This is a genomic window from Streptomyces sp. DSM 40868, from assembly GCF_011820545.1.
GTDB classification, from domain to species: Bacteria; Actinomycetota; Actinomycetes; order Streptomycetales; family Streptomycetaceae; genus Streptomyces; species Streptomyces eurythermus.
This window is the reverse complement of record NZ_CP050504.1, coordinates 5272238-5293633: the sequence shown is the minus strand read 5'-3', so window position 1 is coordinate 5293633 and position 21396 is coordinate 5272238. Positions and strand designations below refer to the sequence as shown.

General features: G+C 71.0%; 19 protein-coding genes and 2 pseudogenes. 7 read left to right on the top strand and 14 right to left on the bottom strand.

What is annotated here, in order from left to right; translation table 11 throughout:
- Positions 1–20: 20 nt before the first annotated feature.
- Together HB370_RS24300 and HB370_RS24295 are read right to left on the bottom strand one after the other, a co-directional pair.
- A pseudogene (locus HB370_RS24300) lies at positions 21–1455 on the bottom strand (NAD(P)H-hydrate dehydratase).
- 54 nt (positions 1456–1509) lie between these two features.
- Positions 1510–1881: a holo-ACP synthase gene (locus HB370_RS24295; protein ID WP_030778558.1), complete on the bottom strand. Its 372-nt coding sequence runs from the start codon at positions 1879–1881 to the stop codon at positions 1510–1512.
- 64 nt (positions 1882–1945) lie between these two features.
- Here HB370_RS24295 and HB370_RS24290 point away from each other — a divergent pair, with 64 nt between their 5' ends.
- Positions 1946–2728, top strand: coding sequence for an SDR family oxidoreductase (locus tag HB370_RS24290; protein ID WP_030778556.1), 783 nt, complete (start codon positions 1946–1948; stop codon positions 2726–2728).
- A 15-nt stretch (positions 2729–2743) separates the two neighbouring features.
- Here the strand turns inward: HB370_RS24290 and glmS are convergent, their stop codons facing one another.
- A complete protein-coding gene (gene glmS, locus HB370_RS24285) occupies positions 2744–4591 on the bottom strand; it encodes a glutamine--fructose-6-phosphate transaminase (isomerizing) (RefSeq protein WP_030778554.1) in 1848 nt (615 codons plus the stop codon).
- Between the two features lie 321 nt (positions 4592–4912).
- On the opposite strand from glmS, the gene HB370_RS24280 reads away from it, so the two are divergent.
- The 5 genes and pseudogenes from HB370_RS24280 to HB370_RS24265 all read left to right on the top strand — a co-directional run bounded on the left by HB370_RS24280 (position 4913) and on the right by HB370_RS24265 (position 7998).
- Positions 4913–5230: a hypothetical protein gene (locus HB370_RS24280; RefSeq protein WP_342450959.1), complete on the top strand. Its 318-nt coding sequence runs from the start codon at positions 4913–4915 to the stop codon at positions 5228–5230.
- Positions 5196–5267: pseudogene (locus HB370_RS42710) on the top strand (hypothetical protein); the annotation flags it as partial. The gene HB370_RS24280 and the pseudogene HB370_RS42710, both read left to right, overlap by 35 nt.
- Positions 5268–5336: 69 nt before the next feature.
- Positions 5337–5939: a hypothetical protein gene (locus tag HB370_RS24275; protein ID WP_030778552.1), complete on the top strand. Its 603-nt coding sequence runs from the start codon at positions 5337–5339 to the stop codon at positions 5937–5939.
- Between the two features lie 118 nt (positions 5940–6057).
- Positions 6058–7047 (top strand): type I pantothenate kinase, encoded by a 990-nt coding sequence (gene coaA, locus HB370_RS24270; protein WP_030778550.1) that lies wholly within the window; start codon positions 6058–6060, stop codon positions 7045–7047.
- Positions 7048–7068: 21 nt separating this feature from the next.
- A complete protein-coding gene (locus tag HB370_RS24265) occupies positions 7069–7998 on the top strand; it encodes a DUF389 domain-containing protein (RefSeq protein ID WP_030778546.1) in 930 nt (309 codons plus the stop codon).
- 27 nt (positions 7999–8025) lie between these two features.
- Here the strand turns inward: HB370_RS24265 and glmM are convergent, their stop codons facing one another.
- The 3 genes from glmM to rplM all read right to left on the bottom strand — a co-directional run bounded on the left by glmM (position 8026) and on the right by rplM (position 10600).
- Positions 8026–9384, bottom strand: coding sequence for a phosphoglucosamine mutase (gene glmM, locus HB370_RS24260; protein ID WP_030778545.1), 1359 nt, complete (start codon positions 9382–9384; stop codon positions 8026–8028).
- Positions 9385–9601: 217 nt separating this feature from the next.
- On the bottom strand, positions 9602–10114 hold the full coding sequence (rpsI, locus tag HB370_RS24255) for a 30S ribosomal protein S9 (protein ID WP_030601145.1): 513 nt from the start codon (positions 10112–10114) through the stop codon (positions 9602–9604).
- Positions 10115–10156: 42 nt separating this feature from the next.
- Positions 10157–10600 carry a 50S ribosomal protein L13 gene (rplM, locus tag HB370_RS24250; protein WP_014674395.1) on the bottom strand — a complete coding sequence of 148 codons (444 nt, stop codon included), beginning with the start codon at positions 10598–10600 and terminating at the stop codon, positions 10157–10159.
- Positions 10601–10868: 268 nt separating this feature from the next.
- On the opposite strand from rplM, the gene HB370_RS24245 reads away from it, so the two are divergent.
- Positions 10869–11744 carry a hypothetical protein gene (locus tag HB370_RS24245; RefSeq protein WP_030778544.1) on the top strand — a complete coding sequence of 292 codons (876 nt, stop codon included), beginning with the start codon at positions 10869–10871 and terminating at the stop codon, positions 11742–11744.
- Positions 11745–11804: 60 nt separating this feature from the next.
- Here the strand turns inward: HB370_RS24245 and HB370_RS24240 are convergent, their stop codons facing one another.
- The 8 genes from HB370_RS24240 to HB370_RS24205 form a co-directional block, all read right to left on the bottom strand.
- A complete protein-coding gene (locus HB370_RS24240; RefSeq protein ID WP_030778543.1) occupies positions 11805–12548 on the bottom strand; it encodes a polyprenol monophosphomannose synthase in 744 nt (247 codons plus the stop codon).
- Positions 12548–13852 carry a UDP-glucose/GDP-mannose dehydrogenase family protein gene (locus HB370_RS24235; protein WP_030778541.1) on the bottom strand — a complete coding sequence of 435 codons (1305 nt, stop codon included), beginning with the start codon at positions 13850–13852 and terminating at the stop codon, positions 12548–12550. The genes HB370_RS24240 and HB370_RS24235 overlap by 1 nt, the downstream gene beginning before the upstream one ends.
- Positions 13853–13882: 30 nt before the next feature.
- Positions 13883–15874: a glycosyltransferase family 39 protein gene (locus HB370_RS24230; RefSeq protein ID WP_030778539.1), complete on the bottom strand. Its 1992-nt coding sequence runs from the start codon at positions 15872–15874 to the stop codon at positions 13883–13885.
- Positions 15871–16890, bottom strand: coding sequence for a glycosyl hydrolase (locus HB370_RS24225; RefSeq protein ID WP_030778537.1), 1020 nt, complete (start codon positions 16888–16890; stop codon positions 15871–15873). The genes HB370_RS24230 and HB370_RS24225 overlap by 4 nt, the downstream gene beginning before the upstream one ends.
- Entirely contained in the window at positions 16890–18308 is a 1419-nt protein-coding gene (locus HB370_RS24220) for a cellulose synthase catalytic subunit (RefSeq protein WP_030778535.1), read from the bottom strand. Before HB370_RS24220 ends, HB370_RS24225 begins: the two co-directional genes overlap by 1 nt.
- A gap of 382 nt (positions 18309–18690) precedes the next feature.
- On the bottom strand, positions 18691–19554 hold the full coding sequence (gene truA / locus HB370_RS24215) for a tRNA pseudouridine(38-40) synthase TruA (protein ID WP_030778533.1): 864 nt from the start codon (positions 19552–19554) through the stop codon (positions 18691–18693).
- 93 nt (positions 19555–19647) lie between these two features.
- Positions 19648–20139 carry a 50S ribosomal protein L17 gene (rplQ, locus tag HB370_RS24210; protein ID WP_030778532.1) on the bottom strand — a complete coding sequence of 164 codons (492 nt, stop codon included), beginning with the start codon at positions 20137–20139 and terminating at the stop codon, positions 19648–19650.
- Positions 20140–20311: 172 nt separating this feature from the next.
- Entirely contained in the window at positions 20312–21334 is a 1023-nt protein-coding gene (locus HB370_RS24205; RefSeq protein WP_003966937.1) for a DNA-directed RNA polymerase subunit alpha, read from the bottom strand.
- Positions 21335–21396: the final 62 nt, after the last annotated feature.

The following is a 21396-nucleotide window of genomic DNA, read 5'->3' as shown; positions in this document are numbered from 1 at the left end:
AGGCGCCGCATCCCGGCGGCTCACCCCCGTACGTTCCGCCAAGCCTCGGGGATCCGGTCCGCCACGTCGTGGGCCCCCGTCGGCGCTCCCTGCGCGGCGAAGCGGCCCGCCAGGCCGTGCAGGTACGCGGCCACGCTCCCGGCGTCCAGCGGGTCCAGGCCGGCCGCCAGCAGGGAGCCGGCGAGGCCGGAGAGCACGTCGCCGCTGCCGGCCGTGGCCAGCCAGGGGGTGCCGGTGGGGTTGACCCGTACCGGTCCGCCGCCGGGGCCGGCGACCAGGGTGGTGGAGCCCTTCAGCAGGACCGTCGCCCGGTAGGCCGCGGCCAGTTCGCGCACCGCGGCCAGCCGGGCGGCCTCGACCTCCTCGCGCCGCACCCCCAGCAGCGCGGCGGCCTCGCCCGCGTGCGGGGTCATCAGCGTCGGCGCGCCGCGCCCCCGTACGGTGTCCCGGTCGGCCAGCCGCAGCCCGTCCGCGTCGAGCAGTACGGGCACGTCCGTCGCCAGCACCTCGGCCACGGTCGCCGCGTCGTCCCCGGCGCCCGGCCCGGTCACCCACGCCTGCACCCGGCCGGCCTTGGCGGGTCCGGCGTCGGAGACGAGGGTCTCCGGGAAGCGCGCGAGGACCGCGTCCCCGGCCGGGCCGACGTACCGTACGGCCCCGGCCCCGCCGCGCAGCGCCCCGGACACCGCCAGCACGGCCGCGCCCGGGTACCGGGCCGAGCCCGCCGCGATGCCGACCACCCCGCGCCGGTACTTGTCGCTCTCCGCCTCCGGAGTCGGCAACAGCCGTGCCACGTCCGCGTGTTGCAGGGCCTGCAGTACGGCGTCGGCGGGCGGCGGTTCGATGCCGATGCCGACGAACCGGACCACTCCGGCGTACTCCCGCGCGGGATCCACCAGCAGCCCGGGCTTGTACGCGCCGAAGGTGACGGTGAGGTCGGCGCGCAGCGCGGCCCCCCGCACCTCCCCGGTGTCCGCGTCGACGCCGCTGGGCAGGTCCACGGCGACGACGGCGGCCCCGGACCGCGCGACCGCCTCGGCGAGCCGTGCGGCTGTCCGGCCGCAGCCCGCCCTTGCCGCCGATGCCGACGATCCCGTCCACGACCAGGCGGGCCCGCGCGATCGCCTCCTCGCCCCGATCCGCCGTGACGGTCCGGCCGCCCGCCCGGCGCAGCGCGGCGAGCCCGGCGGCGTGGGTCCGTCCGGGCGCGAGCAGGACGGCGGTCACCCCGGCGCCGCGCCGGGCCAGCCGGGCCCCCGCGTACAGGGCGTCCCCGCCGTTGTCCCCGCTGCCCACCAGCAGCACCACCCGGCTGCCGGACACCCACCCGAGCAGTCCGGCGCAGGCGGCGGCCAGCCCGGCGGCGGCCCGCTGCATCAGCGCGCCCTCCGGCAGCCGTGCCATCAGGGCCCGTTCGGCCGCCCTTACCGTCTCCACGCTGTACGCAGTTCGCATGGCACCGAGTCTGCCCCCGAACCCGGGCCGTCCACACCCGCGGGGCCGGTCCGGTCAGCCCTCGGCGATCACCACGGCCGAGGCCACACCGGCGTCGTGACTGAGCGACACGTGCCAGGCCCGTACGCCCAGCTCGGCCGCGCGCGCGGCCACCGTGCCCTTCACCCGCAGCCGGGGCTGGCCGCTGTCCTCCACGTACACCTCGGCGTCGGTCCAGTGCAGTCCCGGCGGTGCCCCCAGCGCCTTGGCCAGCGCCTCCTTGGCGGCGAACCGGGCCGCGAGCGAGGCGATGCCGCGCCGTTCCCCACTGGGCAGCAGCAGTTCGTGCTCGACGAACAGCCGGTCGGCCAGCCCCGGCGTCCGCTCCAGGGACGCCCGGAACCGGTCGATCTCGGCGACGTCGATGCCCACCCCGATGATGCTCATGCCGAGCACCCTACGACCCGGGCCGACGGCGTACCGGCGACACCACGTCACCTACGCTGCGGACATGACCTCATCGAACGCTTATCTCTCCGGCCTGTTCGCGCTGGACGGCCGTGTCGCGCTGGTGACCGGGGGCAGCTCGGGCATCGGGCGGGCCGTCGCCGGGGCGCTGGCGCGGGCCGGGGCGAGCGTCGTGGTCGTGGCCCGGCGGGAGAGGGAACTCGCCGACACGGTCGCGGAGTTGACGGCCGACGGCTGCCGGGCGGCCTGGGTGAGCGGCGATCTGGGCAGCCGGGACGGGGTGCGCGCGGCCGCCGAGGACGCGGTGGCCGTGTTCGGGGAACCCGACATCCTCGTCAACTCCGCCGGGATCAATCTGCGTCCGCCGCTGGGCGAGCTGGGCGAGGACGTGTGGGACGCCACCATGGCGGTGAACCTGGAGGCGCCGTTCCTGCTGGGGCAGCGGTTCGGGCCGCGGATGGCCGAGCGGGGCTTCGGCCGGATCATCCACATCAGCTCCCAGCAGGCGCACCGGGCGTTCGTGCAGAGCGGTGCCTACGGCGTGTCGAAGGGCGGGCTGGAGTCGCTGGCCCGCTCCCAGGCCGAGGCGTGGTCGCCGTACGGGGTCACCTGCAACACCCTGGTCCCGGGCTTTGTGATGACCCCGCTCAACGCGCGGCTGTCGGCCGACCCGGAGCGGGTGGCGGCCCTGGCCGCGCGCACGATGACCGGCCGCAACGGCCTGGCCGAGGACTTCGCGGGCGCGGCCGTGTTTCTCGCGAGCGGTGCCTCCGCCTATGTCACCGGCCAGTCGATCCACGTGGACGGCGGTTTCTCCGTCCACTGAGCGGGCGTGGACGTCTCACTCCACGGTGACGGACTTCGCCAGGTTCCGGGGCTGGTCCACCTCGTTGCCCCGGGCCGTGGCCAGCTCGCAGGCGAAGACCTGCAGCGGCACGGTGGCCACCAGCGGCTGGAGCAGCGTCGGCGTGACCGGGATGCGGATCAGGTGGTCGGCGTAGGGGACCACCGTCTCGTCGCCCTCCTCCGCGATGACGATGGTGCGGGCGCCGCGCGCGCGGATCTCCTGGATGTTCGACACGATCTTGTCGTGCAGGAGGGACCGGCCGCGCGGGGACGGCACGACCACCACCACCGGCAGGTCCTCCTCGATCAGCGCGATCGGGCCGTGCTTCAGCTCGCCGGCGGCGAAGCCCTCGGCGTGCATGTAGGCGAGTTCCTTGAGCTTCAGCGCGCCTTCGAGGGCCACCGGGTAGCCGACGTGCCGGCCGAGGAAGAGGACGGTGTTCTTCGTGGCCAGGGTGCGGGCCAGCGCCCGGACCGGCTCCATGGTCTCCAGGACCCGTTCCACCTCGTGCGAGATCCGGGACAGGTCCTTGATGACCGCGTGGACCTCGTCGCCCCACTTGGTGCCGCGCACCTGGCCGAGGTACAGGGCGACCAGGTAGCAGGCGACGAGCTGGGTGAGGAAGGCCTTGGTCGAGGCGACGGCGACCTCGGGGCCGGCGTGCGTGTACAGCACGGCGTCGGACTCGCGGGGAATGGTCGAGCCGTTGGTGTTGCAGATCGCGAGCACCTTGGAGCCCTGTTCGCGGGCGTGCCGCAGCGCCATCAGGGTGTCCATGGTCTCGCCGGACTGGGAGATGGCGATCACCAGGGAGCGGCCGTCCAGGATCGGGTCGCGGTAGCGGAACTCGCTGGCCAGCTCGACCTCGCAGGGGATGCGGGTCCAGTGCTCGATGGCGTACTTGGCGATCAGGCCGGCGTGGAAGGCCGTACCGCAGGCGACGATGACGACCTTGTCGACCTCGCGCAGTTCGGAGGGGCTGATGCGCACCTCGTCCAGGGTCAGCGAGCCGCTGGGGTCGATACGGCCGAGCAGGGTGTCGGCGACGGCCTTGGGCTGCTCGGCGATCTCCTTGAGCATGAAGTAGTCGTAGCCGCCCTTCTCGGCGGCGGAGGCGTCCCAGTCCACGTGGTAGGAGCGGATGTCGGCCGGGCGGCCGTCGAAGCCGGTCACCGTGACGCCGTCCCGGCGCAGTTCGACCACCTGGTCCTGGCCCAGCTCGATCGCGGAGCGGGTGTGGGCGATGAACGCGGCGACGTCGGAGGCCAGGAACGCCTCGCCCTCGCCGACGCCCACCACCAGCGGGGAGTTGCGGCGGGCGCCGACCACCACGTCCGGTGCGTCGGCGTGCACCGCGACCAGGGTGAACGCGCCTTCCAGCCGGCGGCACACCAGCCGCATCGCCTCGGCGAGGTCGGCGGTGACCGAGAACTCCTCGGCGAGCAGGTGGGCGACGACCTCGGTGTCCGTCTCGGAGGTCAACTCATGCCCGCGCTCGGCGAGTTCGGAGCGCAGTACGGCGAAGTTCTCGATGATGCCGTTGTGCACCACGGCGACCCGGCCGGCGTTGTCCAGGTGCGGGTGCGCGTTGGCGTCCGTGGGCCCGCCGTGGGTGGCCCAGCGGGTGTGCCCGATACCGGTCGAACCGGTCGGCAGTGGCCGCTCGACCAGCTCCTTCTCCAGGTTGACCAGCTTCCCGGCCTTCTTCGCGGCGGCCAGCCCGCCGTCCGCGAGCACGGCGACCCCCGCCGAGTCGTAGCCCCGGTACTCCAGCCGCTTCAGCCCGGCCATCACGACATCCAGCGCCGACTGTGACCCTACGTATCCCACGATTCCGCACATGAGCGGCAGCCTAAGCGCCACAACCGATCAGAAACGGCCGAACCCTGCCCGGAATCAGAAATTCCCACCGTCGTACGAAGGGCCAGGGGCATACGCTCGGCACCGACACGGGGGGAAAGCCGGTCAACATCAGAAGACCACCACGCAGGCGACACCGCGCCCGAACAGAAAACACACAGCTTCCACACATCAAGGGCTGGTAGACGGGCACCTCGGCGGCCACGGCCGCGCACAGGAGTCACACGACTTTGCCAGCGCCACCGCTTCTCCGTGCGCCTGAAACCATATTCACGCCCACCCAGAAGACGGAGATCACGCGGCTTGACCCCTGCCGTGACCTGCGTTGCCGCACTGGCCGTCGCGGTGCAACCTGGTTCGGTACGACTGTCCGCCGAACCGGCAGGAACCTACGGGTGGTTCGAGGACACCGCGGCGGAACAACTGCGGCAGGATCAGTGTCTGATGAGCGACGTCCTGCGGCTGGGTGGCACGTCGATGGCCGCGACCGCCCAGGACGGCCTGAACCAGCCCGCCGACAAGCTGCATGCCCTCGCCGACCGGCAGTATTGGGCGCGTCGGCTGGGTGGGCACCAGTCCGACCGTCATCGAGGTACACGCCGCACAGGGCAAATGCCTTGATGTCCAGGGCGGTGAGGACCAGAACGGTACGCCGGTCCAGGTCTACACGTGCAACGGCTCGCCGGCGCAGCAGTGGGAGCTCCGCGGCAGCAAGGTGGAGGGCAGGATGTCGCGTTTCACGGACTTCGACTTCGGTGTGCCCCGGGTGATGGGTCTGTTCCATCAGGACTGGAGTCACGACGGGGGCTCGGCCGCCGAAGTCGTCGCCAAGTACTTCGCGGCCTCGGGGGGCAAGGAGGTGCTGGCGGTACACCGGGATGCCCGGGTTCTCGGCAACCTCCCTTCTCCGGCGCTGGAGGTGCTCTGGTACGCCGGCACGCAGTACATGCCTGACCTCCAGCCCTTGGGAGGGGCAGCCGAGTGGACGCGGACGGTCGTCGAGCTGTGTGAGGCACGGCTGTCCACGGGCGCGGAGGCAGACCCGTTCACAGGCGCGGACGCGGAGGACGGCGCCGCCTGCCTCGACGCGGTCCTCGCCGAGATCGACGCGGCACGGTTCCTGGACCCCGAGGTCCGAGCGGCGCTCACCGACTGCGCGCGCCGCTGCACCCCGGACCTGGCGTTCCGGGTGCTGCTCAGAACGATGAGATGCGCGCCGGACGCCTCACTGTCCCCGGATCAGTACCAGCGGCTGGAGGCCGTCGGATCGGCTCTCCAGTACGGCGAGTTCGTCGTGGACTCCGTGAAGTACCTGGTCGAACGGCCGTAGCGGCACGGACGGTGTTCCTCCCCGGCAGCTCGGGGAGGAACACCGTCCGGTCTACCGCCGCAGGCCACGTGACGCACCCCACCCCACCACCCCGTTCAAACTCCGTTAACAATGGACTGTGATCTCACCGGTCTCCTCGATGCCCCGGAGCGCCCACCGGCACAGGCCGGAGGCGACTCCCTACGTCGATCTCACCCGCGCCGAGTGGAGCGCGCTGCGCGACAAGACGCCGTTGCCGCTCAGCGCCGAGGAGGTGGAGAAGCTCCGCGGTCTCGGTGACGTCATCGACCTGGACGAGGTGCGGGACATCTACCTCCCGCTCTCCAGGCTCCTCAACCTCTACGTCGGCGCCACGGACGGTCTGCGCGGCGCGCTGAACACCTTCCTCGGGGAGAAGGGCTCCCAGTCCGGCACCCCGTTCGTGATAGGGGTCGCCGGCTCCGTGGCCGTCGGCAAGTCCACCGTCGCCCGCCTGCTCCAGGCCCTGCTCTCCCGCTGGCCCGAGCACCCCCGCGTGGAACTGGTCACGACGGACGGCTTCCTGCTGCCCACCCGGGAGCTGGAGGCCCGCGGCCTGATGTCGCGGAAAGGTTTCCCCGAGTCCTACGACCGCCGGGCCCTGACCCGTTTCGTCGCCGACATCAAGGCCGGCAAGGACGAGGTGTCCGCGCCGGTCTACTCCCACCTGATCTACGACATCGTGCCGGGCGAACGCCTCGTCGTCCGCCGGCCGGACATCCTCATCGTGGAGGGCCTGAACGTCCTCCAGCCCGCCCTGCCCGGCAAGGACGGCCGTACCCGGGTCGGTCTCGCCGACTACTTCGACTTCAGCGTGTACGTCGACGCGAGCACCGAGGACATCGAGCGCTGGTACCTCAGCCGCTTCCGGAAGCTGCGGCAGACCGCCTTCCAGAACCCGTCGTCGTACTTCCGCAAGTACACCCAGGTCTCCGAGGAGGAGGCCCTGGACTACGCGCGCATGCTCTGGCGGACCATCAACAAGCCGAACCTGGTGGAGAACATCGCCCCGACCCGCGGCCGGGCCGGCCTCATTTTGCGCAAGGGCCCGGACCACAAGGTGCAGCGGCTGCGGCTGCGCAAGCTGTAGCCGGTCCGGTTGGATGGGCGCATGCTGCATCTGCGCCTGATCACCCCGGCCGGGCAGACGGAGGAGGTGGTGCGGCTGATCGAGCGGACGGTCGGCACCACCCACCTAGTCGTCCTGCCGGGCACCGCCCGCGACCCCGTCGGCGACCTCGTCCTGTGCGACGTGGCGCGCGAGGCGGGCGACGAACTCATCGCCGGACTACGGCGGCTGGGCCTGGAGGACACCGGTTCCATCGCCGTGGAGGACATCGGCCTGTCGCTGTCCCGGCGGGCCGAGGAGGCCGAGAGGGAGGCGCCCGGCGAGGGCGCGGACGCGGTGCTGTGGGAGGGCCTGATCGAGGCCACCCACGAGGAGTCGACGCTCTCGGTCACCTACCTCGCGTTCATCACCCTGGCCACGATGATCGCCGCCTGCGGTGTGGTGCTGGACAACGCGATCCTGATCGTGGGCGCGATGGCGGTCGGCCCGGAGTTCGGACCGCTGGCCGGCATCAGCGCGGCGCTGGTACGGCGCCGGCCGCGCCTGGCCTGGCGCTCGGTGCTCGCCCTGCTGGTGGGCTTCGCGGTGGCCATGGCCCTGACGTCCGCCTTCAGCCTGCTGATGGACGCGACCGGGCTGTTCAGCGAGGACCAGCTGGAGGGCGCCCGGCCGAACACCGGGTTCATCTACGCGCCCGACTGGTTCTCGTTCGTCGTGGCGGTGCTCGCCGGCATCGCCGGGATCCTGTCCCTGACCTCCGCCAAGTCGGGCGCCCTGGTGGGCGTGGCCATCTCGGTGACCACGGTCCCGGCCGCGGCCAACGCGGCGGTGGCGCTGGCCTACGGCGACACGTCACAGACCAGCGGCTCGTCCGTCCAGCTCCTGCTGAACCTGCTGGGCATCGTGCTGGCGGGGACCGTCACCCTGCTCGCTCAGAAGCATTTCTGGGAGCGTCGGCGACAACGCCCTTGAAGGCCCCGGCCCCGCCCGGTCCCGCTGCTAACCCAGCGCCGCCTTCACCGCGTCGGCCAGCCGTCCCGCGACCGCCCGGGCCTGCTCGATGTCGGCGGCCTCCACCATCACCCGCACCAGCGGCTCCGTGCCCGACGGCCGCAGCAGCACCCGCCCGGTCTCGCCGAGTTCCCGCTCCGCCTCGGCGACCGCGGCGGCGAGGTCGGCGGACGTCTTCACCCGCGACTTGTCCACGTCCGGCACGTTGATGAGGACCTGCGGCAGCCGCTCCATGACGGAGGCCAGCTCCCGCAGCGTACGGCCGGTCTGCGCGACCCGCGCGGCCAGCAGCAGGCCGGTCAGCGTGCCGTCGCCGGTGGTGGCGTGGTCGAGGATGATGACGTGCCCGGACTGCTCGCCGCCGAGGGCGTAGCCGTGCTCCTTCATCTCCTCCAGGACGTACCGGTCGCCCACGGCCGTCTGCACGAGCCGGATGCCCTCGCGTTCCATCGCCAGCTTGAAGCCGAGGTTGGACATCACGGTGGCCACCACCGTGTCGGACGGCAGCGCGGACCGCTCCCGCAGCGCCAGCGCGAGCACGGCGAGGATCTGGTCCCCGTCCACCTCCTCGCCGGTGTGGTCCACGGCCAGGCAGCGGTCGGCGTCACCGTCGTGCGCGATGCCGAGGTCCGCGCCGTGCTCGAGGACCGCGGCCTTGAGCAGGTCCAGGTGGGTCGAGCCGCAGCCGTCGTTGATGTTGAGCCCGTCCGGCTCGGCGCCGATCGTGACGACCTGGGCGCCCGCCCGGGCGAACACCTCCGGCGAGACCCCCGAGGCCGCGCCGTGTGCTTCGTCCAGGACGATCTTCAGGCCGTCGAGCCGGTTGGGCAGCACCGCCAGCAGATGGGCGATGTACTGCTCGAAGCCCTCGTCGTACGACCGTACGCGGCCGACGCCGGCGCCCGTCGGCCGCTCCCAGGGCTCGCCGTGCCGGTGGGAGTCGTAGACCGCCTCGATCCGGTCCTCCAGCTCGTCGGCGAGTTTGTGGCCGCCGCGGGCGAAGAACTTGATGCCGTTGTCCGGCATGGCGTTGTGGCTGGCGGAGAGCATCACGCCGAGGTCGGCGCCGAGCGCGCCGGTGAGGTGCGCCACCGCGGGCGTCGGCAGCACGCCGACCCGCAGGACGTCGACGCCCGCGCTGGCCAGCCCGGCCACCACCGCGGCCTCCAGGAACTCCCCGGACGCGCGCGGGTCCCGTCCGACCACCGCCGTCGGCTTGTGGCCCTCGAAGGTGCCCGCCTCGGCCAGCACATGCGCCGCGGCGACGGAGAGGCCCAGCGCCAGCTCGGCCGTCAGATCCGCGTTGGCGACACCGCGCACGCCGTCCGTGCCGAAGAGTCGTCCCACTTGTCCTCCTGAGGAAGCATCGTTGTCGGAAGCGGACCGCGCCGCGTCGGGGTGGCAGGCGACCCGATATCCGATCACACAAGCCTTTGAGCGTCTTGTGCCGTTATACGCCCTTGGCTGGGATAAGCGAACGCCCCGGGGCACATGTGGCGTGCCGCCGGGGCGTTCGGAGTACGCGGGGCCGAAGCCCGTACCACGTACGAGCAGGCAGCGAAGCTTAGCGCTTGCTGTACTGCGGAGCCTTGCGGGCCTTCTTCAGACCGGCCTTCTTGCGCTCGACCGCACGGTCGTCGCGCTTGAGGAAGCCGGCCTTCTTCAGCGGGCCGCGGTTGTTGTCGACGTCGGCCTCGTTCAGCGCGCGGGCGACACCGAGACGCAGCGCACCGGCCTGGCCGGAGACACCGCCACCGGCGATGCGGGCGATGACGTCGTAACGACCGTCGAGCTCCAGCACCTTGAACGGCTCGTTGACTTCCTGCTGGTGCACCTTGTTCGGGAAGTAGTCCTCGAGGGTGCGACCGTTGATCTTCCACTTGCCGGTGCCCGGGACGATCCGGACGCGGGCGATGGCGTTCTTGCGGCGGCCCAGGCCGGCGGCCGGCTGCGGCTCGCCGAAGCGGGAGGCCAGGGACTCCGAGGTGTACTCGCCCTCGACGGGGACCTCGGACTCGGTGGTGTAGCTGTCGATGTCAAGCTCTTCGAGCGGCTGCTCGGCAGTGGTCTCGGCCACGATTCTCCTCAGATTCTGTTCAGTCTTAGGGGGTGGCCGGACTTACTGCGCGACCTGGGTGATCTCGAACGGCACCGGCTGCTGGGCCGCGTGCGGGTGCTGGTCACCCTTGTAGACCTTCAGCTTCGAGAGCATCTGACGGCCCAGGGAGTTCTTGGGGAGCATGCCCTTGACGGCCTTCTCGATGGCCTTCTCCGGGTTCTTGTCCAGCAGCTCGTCGTAACGGACGGAGCGCAGACCACCCGGGTAGCCGGAGTGGCGGTAGGCCATCTTCTGGGTCCGCTTGTTGCCGGACAGGTGCACCTTGTCGGCGTTGATGATGATGACGAAGTCACCAGCGTCGACGTGCGGCGCGTAGATCGGCTTGTGCTTGCCCCGGAGGAGGGTCGCAGCAGTGGTGGCGAGACGGCCCAGGACAACGTCCTGAGCGTCGATGACGTGCCACTGGCGCGTCACATCGCCGGGCTTGGGGCTGTACGTACGCACGGTTCGTAGCCTTCGCTTCGAGTGAATGGTCCTAAACAAGGTCACCGAAACGATCACGACAGCCTTGACCCACGGCGGCGACGCAAACCGCGTGCGTGGGGTCGCTGGTCATCGGCCCGGTGGACCGGTGTAAGGGCCCGTCCCGTGAGAATGAGCAAGCCAATACACAACGAAGAAGCAGGTTACCGGCTGGCCCCCGGGCGGGTCAAAACGAGGCGGTCCGCCGCACGGCCCCCGTGTCACCGGGCCCCCGTCTAAGATGCGCCCCATGAGTTACGGGCAGGGGGGACCCCAGTCTCAGTGGGATCCCTGGAAACCGCATTCCCAGCAGCCGTGGAACAGCGGAGAAGACGACGGGACGCCCGACTGGGCCGCGCTCGCCGAGGCCTCCGAGACCCGGAACAAGCGCCGCAAGCTGCTGTTCATAGCCGGCGGTGCGCTGGCCGCGGTCGCGATAGGCACCGCGGTCGCCGTGGCCGTGGTCTCCGCGAACGGCGGTGACCCCGAGGCCGGCCCGAGCAACCTGCCCGCCACCGCCTCGATACCCGGCACGGCCACCGCGACGCCGTCCTTCGAGCCGACCAGCGCGCCACCGCCGCTGAACCCGGCGGACTTCATATCCAGCGCCAAGAAGGACACCGCTCCGCTCGGCCCCGACACGCTCTTCCCCGGCAAGCAGCTCACGCTCGGCGACACCGTGTACACGAAGGGCGCCACGGACGACACCTCCGGCTGCGCCTCGGTCGCCGGCGGCACCCTGCCGGGCATCCTCACGAACAACGGCTGCACCCGTCTGCTGCGCGCCACCTACACCCACGGCGACATCGCGGTCACCGTGGGCGTCGCCGTCTTCGACAACGCGGCGCAGGCCGGCCGGGCCAAGGCGCAGACCGACGACCGGTCCATCGTCCGCTCACTGTTCGGCAAGGGCGGCGTCAAGCCCTTCTGCGACGGGGCGTTCTGCCGCTCCACGCGCAATGCCTACGGCCGCTACGCCTACTTCACGATCTCCGGCTTCACCACCGGCAAGGACGTCACGAAGAAGGACACCGACGTCTTCGGCGCCGGCAACGGCCTGGCCCAGTTCACCGTGAACCAGATCCACCGCCGCGGCCAGGAGCAGGCCGAGGCCGCCGCCCGGTAGCCGGCCCGCCCGGCGGCCGCACCGGCCGGTCGCCGCACCGGCCGGCAGCCGCCCCGGCCGCTAGTAGCGCTTCATCCGCAGCCGGAGCGGCAGCACGGCCGACTCCAGCTGGGTGCGCAGTGTCATCTTGGACTCGCCCTCGGTGCGCTCGGTGAACCGGATGGGGATCTCCACGGCCGTGTGCCCGGCCCGGACGGCCCGGTACTTCAGCTCCACCTGGAAGCTGTAGCCGGCGCTGTCCAGGGACGTCAGGCCGACGTCCCGCAGGGTCCGCGCCGACCACAGGTTGAACCCGGCTGTGATGTCCTGGATGTCGGTGCCGAGGATGGCGCGCGCGTACCGGTTGGCGAACCGGGACAGCAGCACCCGGTGCGCGCCCCACTCCTCGTCCAGCGAGCCGCCCTCGACGTACCGGCTGCCGACGACCAGCCCGGCACCGGAGTCCAGGGCCGCCTGGAGCATGCGGGGCACCGCCTCCACCGGGTGGCTGCCGTCGGCGTCCATCTGGACGACGTACTCGGCGCCCTCGTCCAGCGCGGCGGACATCCCGGCGGTGTACGCCCGGCCCAGCCCGTCCTTCTCGGTGCGGTGCAGCACGCTCATCCGGGTGCGGCCGGCGCCGTTGTACTTCTCGGCCAGCTCCTCGGCGATCCGCCCGGTGCCGTCCGGGCTGGAGTCGTCGACGATCTTCAACTGGAGCCCGTCCAACGGCAGCCCGAGCACGGCCTCGGCCATGCCCGGCAGATTCGCCGCCTCGTTGTACGTCGGCATGACCACGGTGACCCGGGCCTCGCTCTGTGCCATCACTGTCCCTCCCCTGCGGGCACCGGCCTGCCCGGTGCCCGGAACCGCCAGCCCGCCGCGGTCCAGCGGTCCGCGTCGAGCCCCCCTCGCCCGTCCACGATCCGCGGCCGGGCCACCAGCGTCGCCGCCCGCTCCGGGTCGATCTCCCGGAACTGCGGCCACTCGGTCAGATGCAGGACCAGGTCGGCCCCGCGCAGCGCGTCCTCGACGGTCCCCGCGTATCCCAGCAGCGGGAACGCCTTGCGCGCGTTGTCCGCGGCCTGCGGGTCGTACACGGTGACGTCGGCGCCCTCCAGCCGCAGCCGGGCGGCCACGGCCAGCGCGGGCGAGTCGCGGATGTCGTCCAAGCCGGGCTTGAAGGCGGCGCCGAGGACGGTGATCCGGGCGCCGAGCACCGCTCCCCCGCACTGCTCGCGGGCCAGCTCCACCACCCGGTCCCGGCGCCGCATGTTGATCGCGTCCACCTCGCGCAGCAGCCTCAGCGGGACGCCCAGCTCGCCGGCCCGGTGCGCGAAGGCGCGGATGTCCTTGGGCAGACAGCCGCCGCCGAAGCCGAGCCCGGCGCGCAGGAACTCCGGCCCGATCCGGTCGTCGTGGCCGAGGGCCTCGGCGAGCGTGCGCACATCGCCGCCGGCCGCCTCGCAGACCTCGGCCATCGCGTTGATGAAGGAGATCTTGGTGGCGAGAAAGGCGTTGGCGGCCGTCTTGACCAGCTCGGTGGTCGGAAAGTCGGCGGTGACCAGCGGAGTGCCGGCGGCGAGGACCGGCGCGTACACGGCGCGCAGCACGGCCTCGGCGCGCGGCGACGCGACGCCGAACACCAGCCGGTCCGGGCGCAGCGTGTCCTGGACGGCGAAACCCTCGCGCAGGAACTCCGGGTTCCAGGCGATCTCCGCGTCGTACGTCCGGGCCAGCCGCTCGGCCGTGCCGACCGGCACGGTCGACTTGCCGACGAGCAGCGCGTCCGGCGCGGCGTGCGCGGCCAGGGCGGCGAAGGCCGCGTCCACCTGGCTCAGGTCGGCGGCGCCGGAGTCGGCGCGCTGCGGAGTGCCCACGCAGACGAAGTGGACCTCGCCGAAGGCCCCGGCCTCGGCGAAGGAGCTGGTGAACCGCAGCCGGCCGCTCGCGGTGTGCCGCGCGATCAGCTCGGGCAGGCCCGGCTCGTGGAAGGGCACCCGCCCGGCGCCGAGCGCGGCGACCTTCTCCGGGTCGGCGTCGACGCCGAGCACCTCGTGGCCCAGTTCGGCCATGCAGGCGGCGTGGGTGGCACCGAGATAGCCGGTGCCGATGACGGTGAGCCGCATGAGGACGGCCTTTCTCGCTTGGACCTGCGGTCAGGAGGTCTTGGTCCAGATGCGGTAGTGACCGGTGCCGCTGGAGTTGCGGAAGGGCAGGTCGGCCAGGAGCCGGTAGTGCGGGTTGCCCTTGACCGCGTCCGCGACCACGGCGTCCACCCGGGGGTTGGTGAGGCCGTCCAGGACGATCAGGTCGAACTCGCCCTCGCGCAGCGCCGCCCGGTAGGCCTCGTCACCCTGGTGGTACGTGCCCTTCTTGTCCGTGTACTCCAGGGCGAACACGCCCTGCCACTGCCGGTGGGTGGTCTTGTCCCGCAGGTAGTAGACGGGCACCTCGGGGGTGGAGGCGAGGTAGTGGCCCTCGCGGTCCACGTGGGAGTCGATGACCCGGATCATCTTCGAGGAGTCGGGCCAGACGCCGAAGCGCCAGTCCGCCTGCGAGATGCCGAGGCAGAGCGTCGCGGTCCACAGCATGATGCCGAGCTGGGGGTAGCGGAAGTGGGCGCCGATCAGCCGGGTGACGCCCACTCCGGCCATCGGCGCGGCGAACAGCAGGCCGAAGCCGACGTGCTTGAACAGCGAGACGACGGTGCCCAGGTGGACCTGGTAGGCGGGCGCGAGCAGCGCGGTGCCGCACAGCACCAGGCCGAGCAGCGCCCGCCAGCGCCATCCGGGGTTGCCGAGCCGCTGGGCGACCGGGGACTCGTTCATCCGGCTGCGCCGGACATAGGAGACCGCGCCGCCGACGGCGGTGAGGAACATCAGCCCGCCCCACTCGCCGGACCGCTGGAGCAGGAAGGCGGTGCTGTCGGAGCCGTGGTCCCGGTTGGTCGTGGTCTGCCGCACTCCGGCCATCAGGTCGGTGCCGTACATGCCGATCGCCAGCAGCGCGCCGATGCCGAGCGCGAGCAGCAGCATCCGCAGGAACGCCTTGCGCCCCTGGTGCGGCCAGCCGGTGAGCAGCGCGAGCACGACGATGGTCGGCAGGTACAGGCCGGAGGCGTACTTCACACCGACGGCGAGGACGGCGACGGGGACGGCGAGCAGTACGGCGGCCGCCGGTGCCCGGGCTGTGCGTACGACGATCCAGGTGGCGAGGGCCAGCAGGAACACCGCGGCGGCGTCGTAGGTGGCGAAGTAGCCCATGACGACCGTGGACTGCACCACGGCGAACAGGGCGGCGCCGGCCAGCGCGGCCCGCTCGTTGAACAGCCGCCGGGTGAAGGAGTACAGCAGCCCGGTGGTGCCCAGCATGAACGCCAGGCTCAGCAGGCGCGCCCCGGTGAGCCCGAGGACGTCGTCCACGGCGGCGGCGAGCACCGGGTACAGCTGCGGCGAGCCGGAGAAGTAGGCCGCGTAGTCGATGGGCAGCGGGGTGCCGTGCAGCAGGTGCTGGAGCTCGGCGTGGCCGGCGGCGAGGTAGAGGGCCTCGTCCTGGAACGCGGTGTTGGCCAGGCGCAGCGAGAGCACGGCCTGGACGGCCAGCACGCACAGCAGCACGGCCCGGCTGACCCAGGCACGCCGTCGGCTGGCGGCCATGTCCCAGCCGACCTCGGGCGTCTCGGGCACGTGGTACCCGGGCTCGGCGGGCGCGGCCGGCTCCTCCTCGGCGGTCTGCCCGGGGTACGCCGGCTGACCGGCGGGCTGCTGGTAGGCGTGGGCCCCGAGGTCGTACCCGTACCCCTCGGGTATGCCGTACTCCCGGGGGACCTGCTGGTGGCCCTGCGCGGTGTCGTACCCCTGGGGGACCTGGTGGTAGCCCTGCGCGGTGTCATACCCCTGGGGGACCTGGTGGTAGCCCTGCGCGGTGTCGTACTCCTGAGGGACCGGGTGCCCCTGTGCGACCCCGTAGTCCTGCGGGGTGTCGTACCCCTGGGGGACCTGCTGGGGGACCTGGCGGTAGCCCTGCGGGACCTCGTGGCCCTGCGGCCGGTGCGGGAGGTAGCCGTCGGAGTTGAACCAGCCGCCCTGCTCCTCCTCGGCGTACGGGTCGTAGGGCTGCGGGGTGTAGTACTCGGGACGAGAGGTCATGACGGCTTCCGTACGTCGAAGCCGAAACGGTCGTCGGCGGCCAGGCGCTTGAACTCCGTCAGCGCCAGCGGGCTCGCCTCCAGCCGCCAGTCGGCGCGCTTTTTGTAGTCGAACCAGATGAAACCGAGCATGTCGTCGTCCGCCGCGACGCCCGCGAACAGGTTGCGGACATCGGCCCGCCGCCGCTCGCCGGGCATGGCCGCGGTCTCCAGCAGCAGCATCGGTTTCCTGGTGAAGGTGCGGATCTCGTCGCGGGTCGGCCCGAAGACGCTGTCGAAGGCGTTGTCCTGGCCGATCGTGAAGTAACCGACCAGACCGATCCAGTCCACATAGGCGTCACCCGGGTAGTACGGCTTCAGCCGTACGTTCTTCACCGGGTTGACGATGTTGGGCGCCCAGGTCCAGATGACGTTGGTGGCGCCGACGTCGACGAAGGTCTGGTGGATGTGGCGCCAGGCGGCCACGTACTGGGCCGGGGTCACGTCGTGCGTACCCCACTTCTCCCAGTGGCCGTTGAACTCGTCCGCGAAGTCCATCACCACGGGCAGGTTCAGCTTGCGCACGGCGGTCGCGTACTCCTTGATGTACGCGTCCGACCTGCCCGCCGCGATGTCGGCGAGGGACGTGTCGAAGGGCTCCCAGGACATCAGCGTCAGGGCGCCCTCGGCCCAGGCGTTGCGCACACCGGTGGCGTCGAAGCCGTCACCCCAGGCGGCGTAGTACTCGATGAGGTTGGGCTGCTTGCCGGTCCTCGCCGTGTACGCGTCGATGTTCTTCATGGAGATCGGCGCGCCCGGCACGGCGGCCCCGTAGTACTTCTTCGCCGGCTTGATCAGGGGGGTGACGTCGTAGGGGATGTCCTGGGTGCTCGCCGAGGAGCGCGGGGCGGACCCGCCGGACTCCGGGGAGCCCCCGGAGTCGTCGCCGAGCAGTGAGCAGCCGCCGAGCGCGAGGACGCCGGCCATGGCGCAGGCCAGGGCCGCACCGGTCATGCGGAATCGTTCCCTCAGTCGCATCAGGCGGCCTCCGCCCCGGACCGCGGCTGCACCAGCACACGGCCGACGACCAGCGCGTAGAACAGCCCCGAGGACAGGATCAGGGCGAAGTCCGGGGCGTTCATGGTGAACGTCCGGTACACCGCCGCGGTGACCCACACCAGCGCCGTGCCGCCGCTCCACGCCCACATGCCGATCCAGAACCGCCGCGTCTTGTTCTTCTTGGCGCCTGAGGAGCCGGTCGGCTGCCAGCCCATGCGGTTCTTGCGCAGGATGTCCCAGATGGCGAAGACGTGCGCCCAGCCGTACATCATCCGGGTCGCCCAGGCCTCCAGGCGGTAGGGCGCCCGGTGCCACATCGGGAAGACGATCGTGGTGTAGAGGATGCTGGGCAGCACCAGCAGCAGATGCTCGACCTTGAGCTTGTCCGGCATGACCAGCAGCAGCACGATCGGGATGACCGGGGCCGCGAAGGTGAACAGCGCGGTGTGGATGTAGTAGAAGAAGCCGGACATGTAGCACAGCCGGCTGGACAGCTTGATCCTCGCCTGCCAGAACTTGCGGCTGCCGAGCAGGCTCATCGAGCCCGAGCACCAGCGGTACTGCTGGTTGAAGAAGGCGCCCGCGCTGTCCGGGCAGACCCCGGTGGACACCGCGACCGGCACGTACCTGAGGTCCCAGCCGAGCCCGCGGAGATCGAACCCGGTGTGCACGTCCTCGGAGTGCTCGATCAGCGTGGTGCCGCCGTTGGTCTCCAGCGCCGCCCGCCGGTAGATCGCGCAGGAGCCGACGCAGATGGCGCCGTCGCTGCCCTGCCGGGAGACCTGCACGGAGCGGTAGAACAGTTCCTGCACCGCGCCCGCGCCGCGCTCGATCCAGTTCTGCGAGTCGAGCACCCGGAAGTACTGCGGGGACTGGACGATGCCGATCCGCGGATCGTCGTCCATGTACGGCAGCAGTTCCTCCAGCAGATCGGCGCGCGGGGTGAAGTCGGCGTCCAGGATGAGGATGTACTCACCGTCGGACTGGGCGAAGCCGAAGTGCAGGTTGCCGGCCTTCTTGAACCAGCCCCGGTTCTCCCGGGTGCCGTAGCGGAAGCCGAAGTCCCGGGCCATCGCCGCCAGTTCGGGGCTCGCACCGTCGTCCAGCACGAACGGCACACAGACCCCGGGGTACCGGTCGGCCATCGCCCGCACATGCCGCCAGGTGTTGTGCAGCACCTCGATGGGCTCACCGCACACCGGCAGGAACACATCCACGGTCGGGTACACCTCGGGCCGCCAGTTCTGCACCAGCCGCCGGTGGTGGGCTATGTCGAAGTCCCGGGTGAAGCCGTTCACCCGCAACGACACCAGGTAGTAGATCACCGTGAAGGCGAGCAGCGGCGTGTAGATCCACAGCACCGGCGTGGACGCCGCCAGCTTGAACTGGCTCAGCACCAGGCAGCAGAAGCTGATCAGCGAGCTGATCGTCAGGATCCACAGGTGCCGTCGCGCGTAGGAGTACTTCTCCTTGTCCGTCGGCGGGAGCGGCAGCAGTCCCAGCGCGGCCGTTCCGCCCCGCCCGGCCCGTCGCCGCCCACCGCTCTGCCGTGCCGCGCGACGCCCCCCGGCCCGCACGGAATCCACTGAAGTCATTCCGTTGTCCCACCCCGGGCCTTACCGACCCGTCGACCCCCCAGCCAATCCCGGCCTCTCCATCGAACGTGTGGCCGGGTCGCGCAACTGTATCCGAGAGGTATGAAACGCGTAAGAGTCGGTAAGGGTTAATACGCCCCGCAAGTCCGGATATGGGGCGTAAGAGGCGTGAAATGCGACGTAACTAACAGGTTTCGCATCCCGGAAGTCCGGGAAGCGACCGCTTGTTCCGAGCCTCCTTGCTCCGGGCCGCCAGCAGCTCGTCGGCCGGGTAGCCGACCTCCTCCAGCGTCAGCCCGTGCGGCCGTACGACATGCACCGCGGAGTCCCGTACGCCCGCCGCCAGCACCTTCCCCGGCCACTCCGGCCCCCGGTGCCCGTCCCCGACGAACAGCAGCGCGCCGATCAGCGAGCGCACCATGTTGTGGCAGAAGGCGTCCGCCCGCACGGTCGCGGTGATGATCCCGTCCTCGCCCCGCACCAGGCTCAGCTCCTGGAGGGTACGGATCGTGGTCGCGCCCTCGCGCTTCTTGCAGTAGGCGGCGAAGTCGTGCTCCCCGAGCAGCGCCCGCGCGGCCTCGTTCATGGCGTCCACGTCGAGCGGCCAGTCGTGCCACAGCACGTGGCCCCGCAGCAGCGGGTCCACTCCCCCGGGATTGTCGGTGACCCGGTAGGCGTAGCGCCGCCACACCGCCGAGAACCGCGCGTCGAACCCGCTCGGCGCCTCGCGCAGCGCCCACACCCGGACGTCCTTCGGCAGCCGCCCGGCCAGCCGCTTCAGCAGCTTCTGGTGGTGCTCGCGCCACAGCTCCTCGGGCAGATCGACATGCGCCACCTGGCCCCGGGCGTGCACCCCGGCATCGGTCCGCCCGGCCACGGTCAGCTCGTACGTCTCCTTGGACCGCGTGACCGTCCGCAGGGCGTCCTCGATCTCCCCCTGCACGGTCCGCCGGCCTCCGGCCTGCTTGGCCCAGCCGTGGAAGGCGGAGCCGTCGTAGGACAGATCGAGACGGACACGGACGTAACCGGGCTGTACTTCGTCACTCACGGGGGAATCCTCTCAGGGCGGTGCCGTGGGAAAAAACGCGAAAGCGGGCCCGCCCTTGAAGGGCGGACCCGCTTACCGCGTTCAGGCAGAGCCTCAGGCGTCCTTGGACTCCTCGGCCGGAGCCTCGGTCTCCTCGGCCTTCGTCTCCTCGGCCTTGGCCTCCTCGGCCTCCTTGACCGCGCGCTTGGTCGCGGCCTCGGCCTCGCCCACGGCGTTCTGCTGCACCGTCAGCGCCTCGACCAGCTCGATGACGGCCATGGGCGCGTTGTCGCCACGGCGGTTGCCGATCTTGGTGATGCGGGTGTAACCACCGGGACGGTTCTCGTAGCGCGGGCCGATCTCGGTGAAGAGCGTGTGGACGACGCTCTTGTCCGTGATCACCTGAAGCACCTGGCGGCGGTTGTGAAGGTCACCCTTCTTCGCCTTGGTGATCAGACGCTCGGCGTACGGGCGCAGGCGGCGCGCCTTCGCCTCGGTGGTGGTGATCTTGCCGTGCTCGAAGAGGCTCTTCGCGAGGTTCGCGAGGAGCAGCTTCTCGTGCGCGGCGCTGCCGCCCAGACGGGCACCCTTGGTGGGCTTCGGCATGTTCCATCTCCTGTATCTCTGCCCCGGCCGTATCAGGTACCGGGGTCAGTATCCGAGCGAGCGGTTGCCCGTCGGAGATCCAGGCCCCCGAAGGGGCCTGGAAGGGGCGCGGGGAACTGCGCGACCAGCCACAACCGGCCCGCAGACGCAGTACGGCCTCCCCGCGGAGCGCTTAGTACTGCTCGGTCTCCACGAAACCCGCGTCCGCGTCGTCGTCCGCGCCGAAGGCGTCCGCGGCGGCCGTGGGGTCGAATCCGGGCGGGCTGTCCTTCAGGGCCAGGCCCATGCCGGCCAGCTTCGCCTTGACCTCGTCGATGGACTTCGCACCGAAGTTGCGGATGTCCAGCAGGTCGGCCTCGCTGCGCGCGACCAGCTCACCCACGGAGTGGATGCCCTCGCGCTTGAGGCAGTTGTACGACCGAACGGTGAGCTCCAGCTCCTCGATCGGCAGCGCCAGGTCCGCGGCCAGGGCGGCGTCCGTCGGGGACGGGCCCATGTCGATGCCCTCGGCGTCGATGTTCAGCTCGCGGGCGAGACCGAACAGCTCGACCAGGGTCTTGCCGGCGGAGGCCATGGCGTCACGCGGACGCATCGCCTGCTTGGTCTCGACGTCGACGATCAGCTTGTCGAAGTCGGTGCGCTGCTCGACACGCGTGGCCTCGACCTTGTACGTGACCTTCAGCACCGGCGAGTAGATGGAGTCGACCGGGATACGGCCGATCTCCTGGCCCACCTGCTTGTTCTGCACGGCGGAGACGTAGCCGCGACCGCGCTCGACGGTCAGCTCCATCTCCAGCTTGCCCTTGCCGTTGAGCGTGGCGAGGACGAGGTCGGGGTTGTGCACCTCGACACCGGCCGGGGGCGCGATGTCGGCGGCGGTGACCAGACCCGGACCCTGCTTGCGCAGGTACATTACGACCGGCTCGTCGTGCTCCGAGGAGACGACCAGCTGCTTGATGTTGAGGATCAGGTCGGTGACGTCCTCCTTGACGCCCGGCACGGTGGTGAACTCGTGCAGGACACCGTCGATCCGGATCGAGGTGACGGCGGCACCCGGGATCGAGGAGAGGAGCGTACGGCGCAGGGAGTTGCCGAGGGTGTAGCCGAAGCCCGGCTCCAGCGGCTCGATCACGAACCGGGAGCGGAACTCGTCGACGACCTCTTCGGTCAACGAGGGACGCTGAGCGATCAGCATGTGTGGATCAGATCCTTCTTTCGTGGACGCCCGCTATTTGACGTCCGACGGAAACCGCGCCC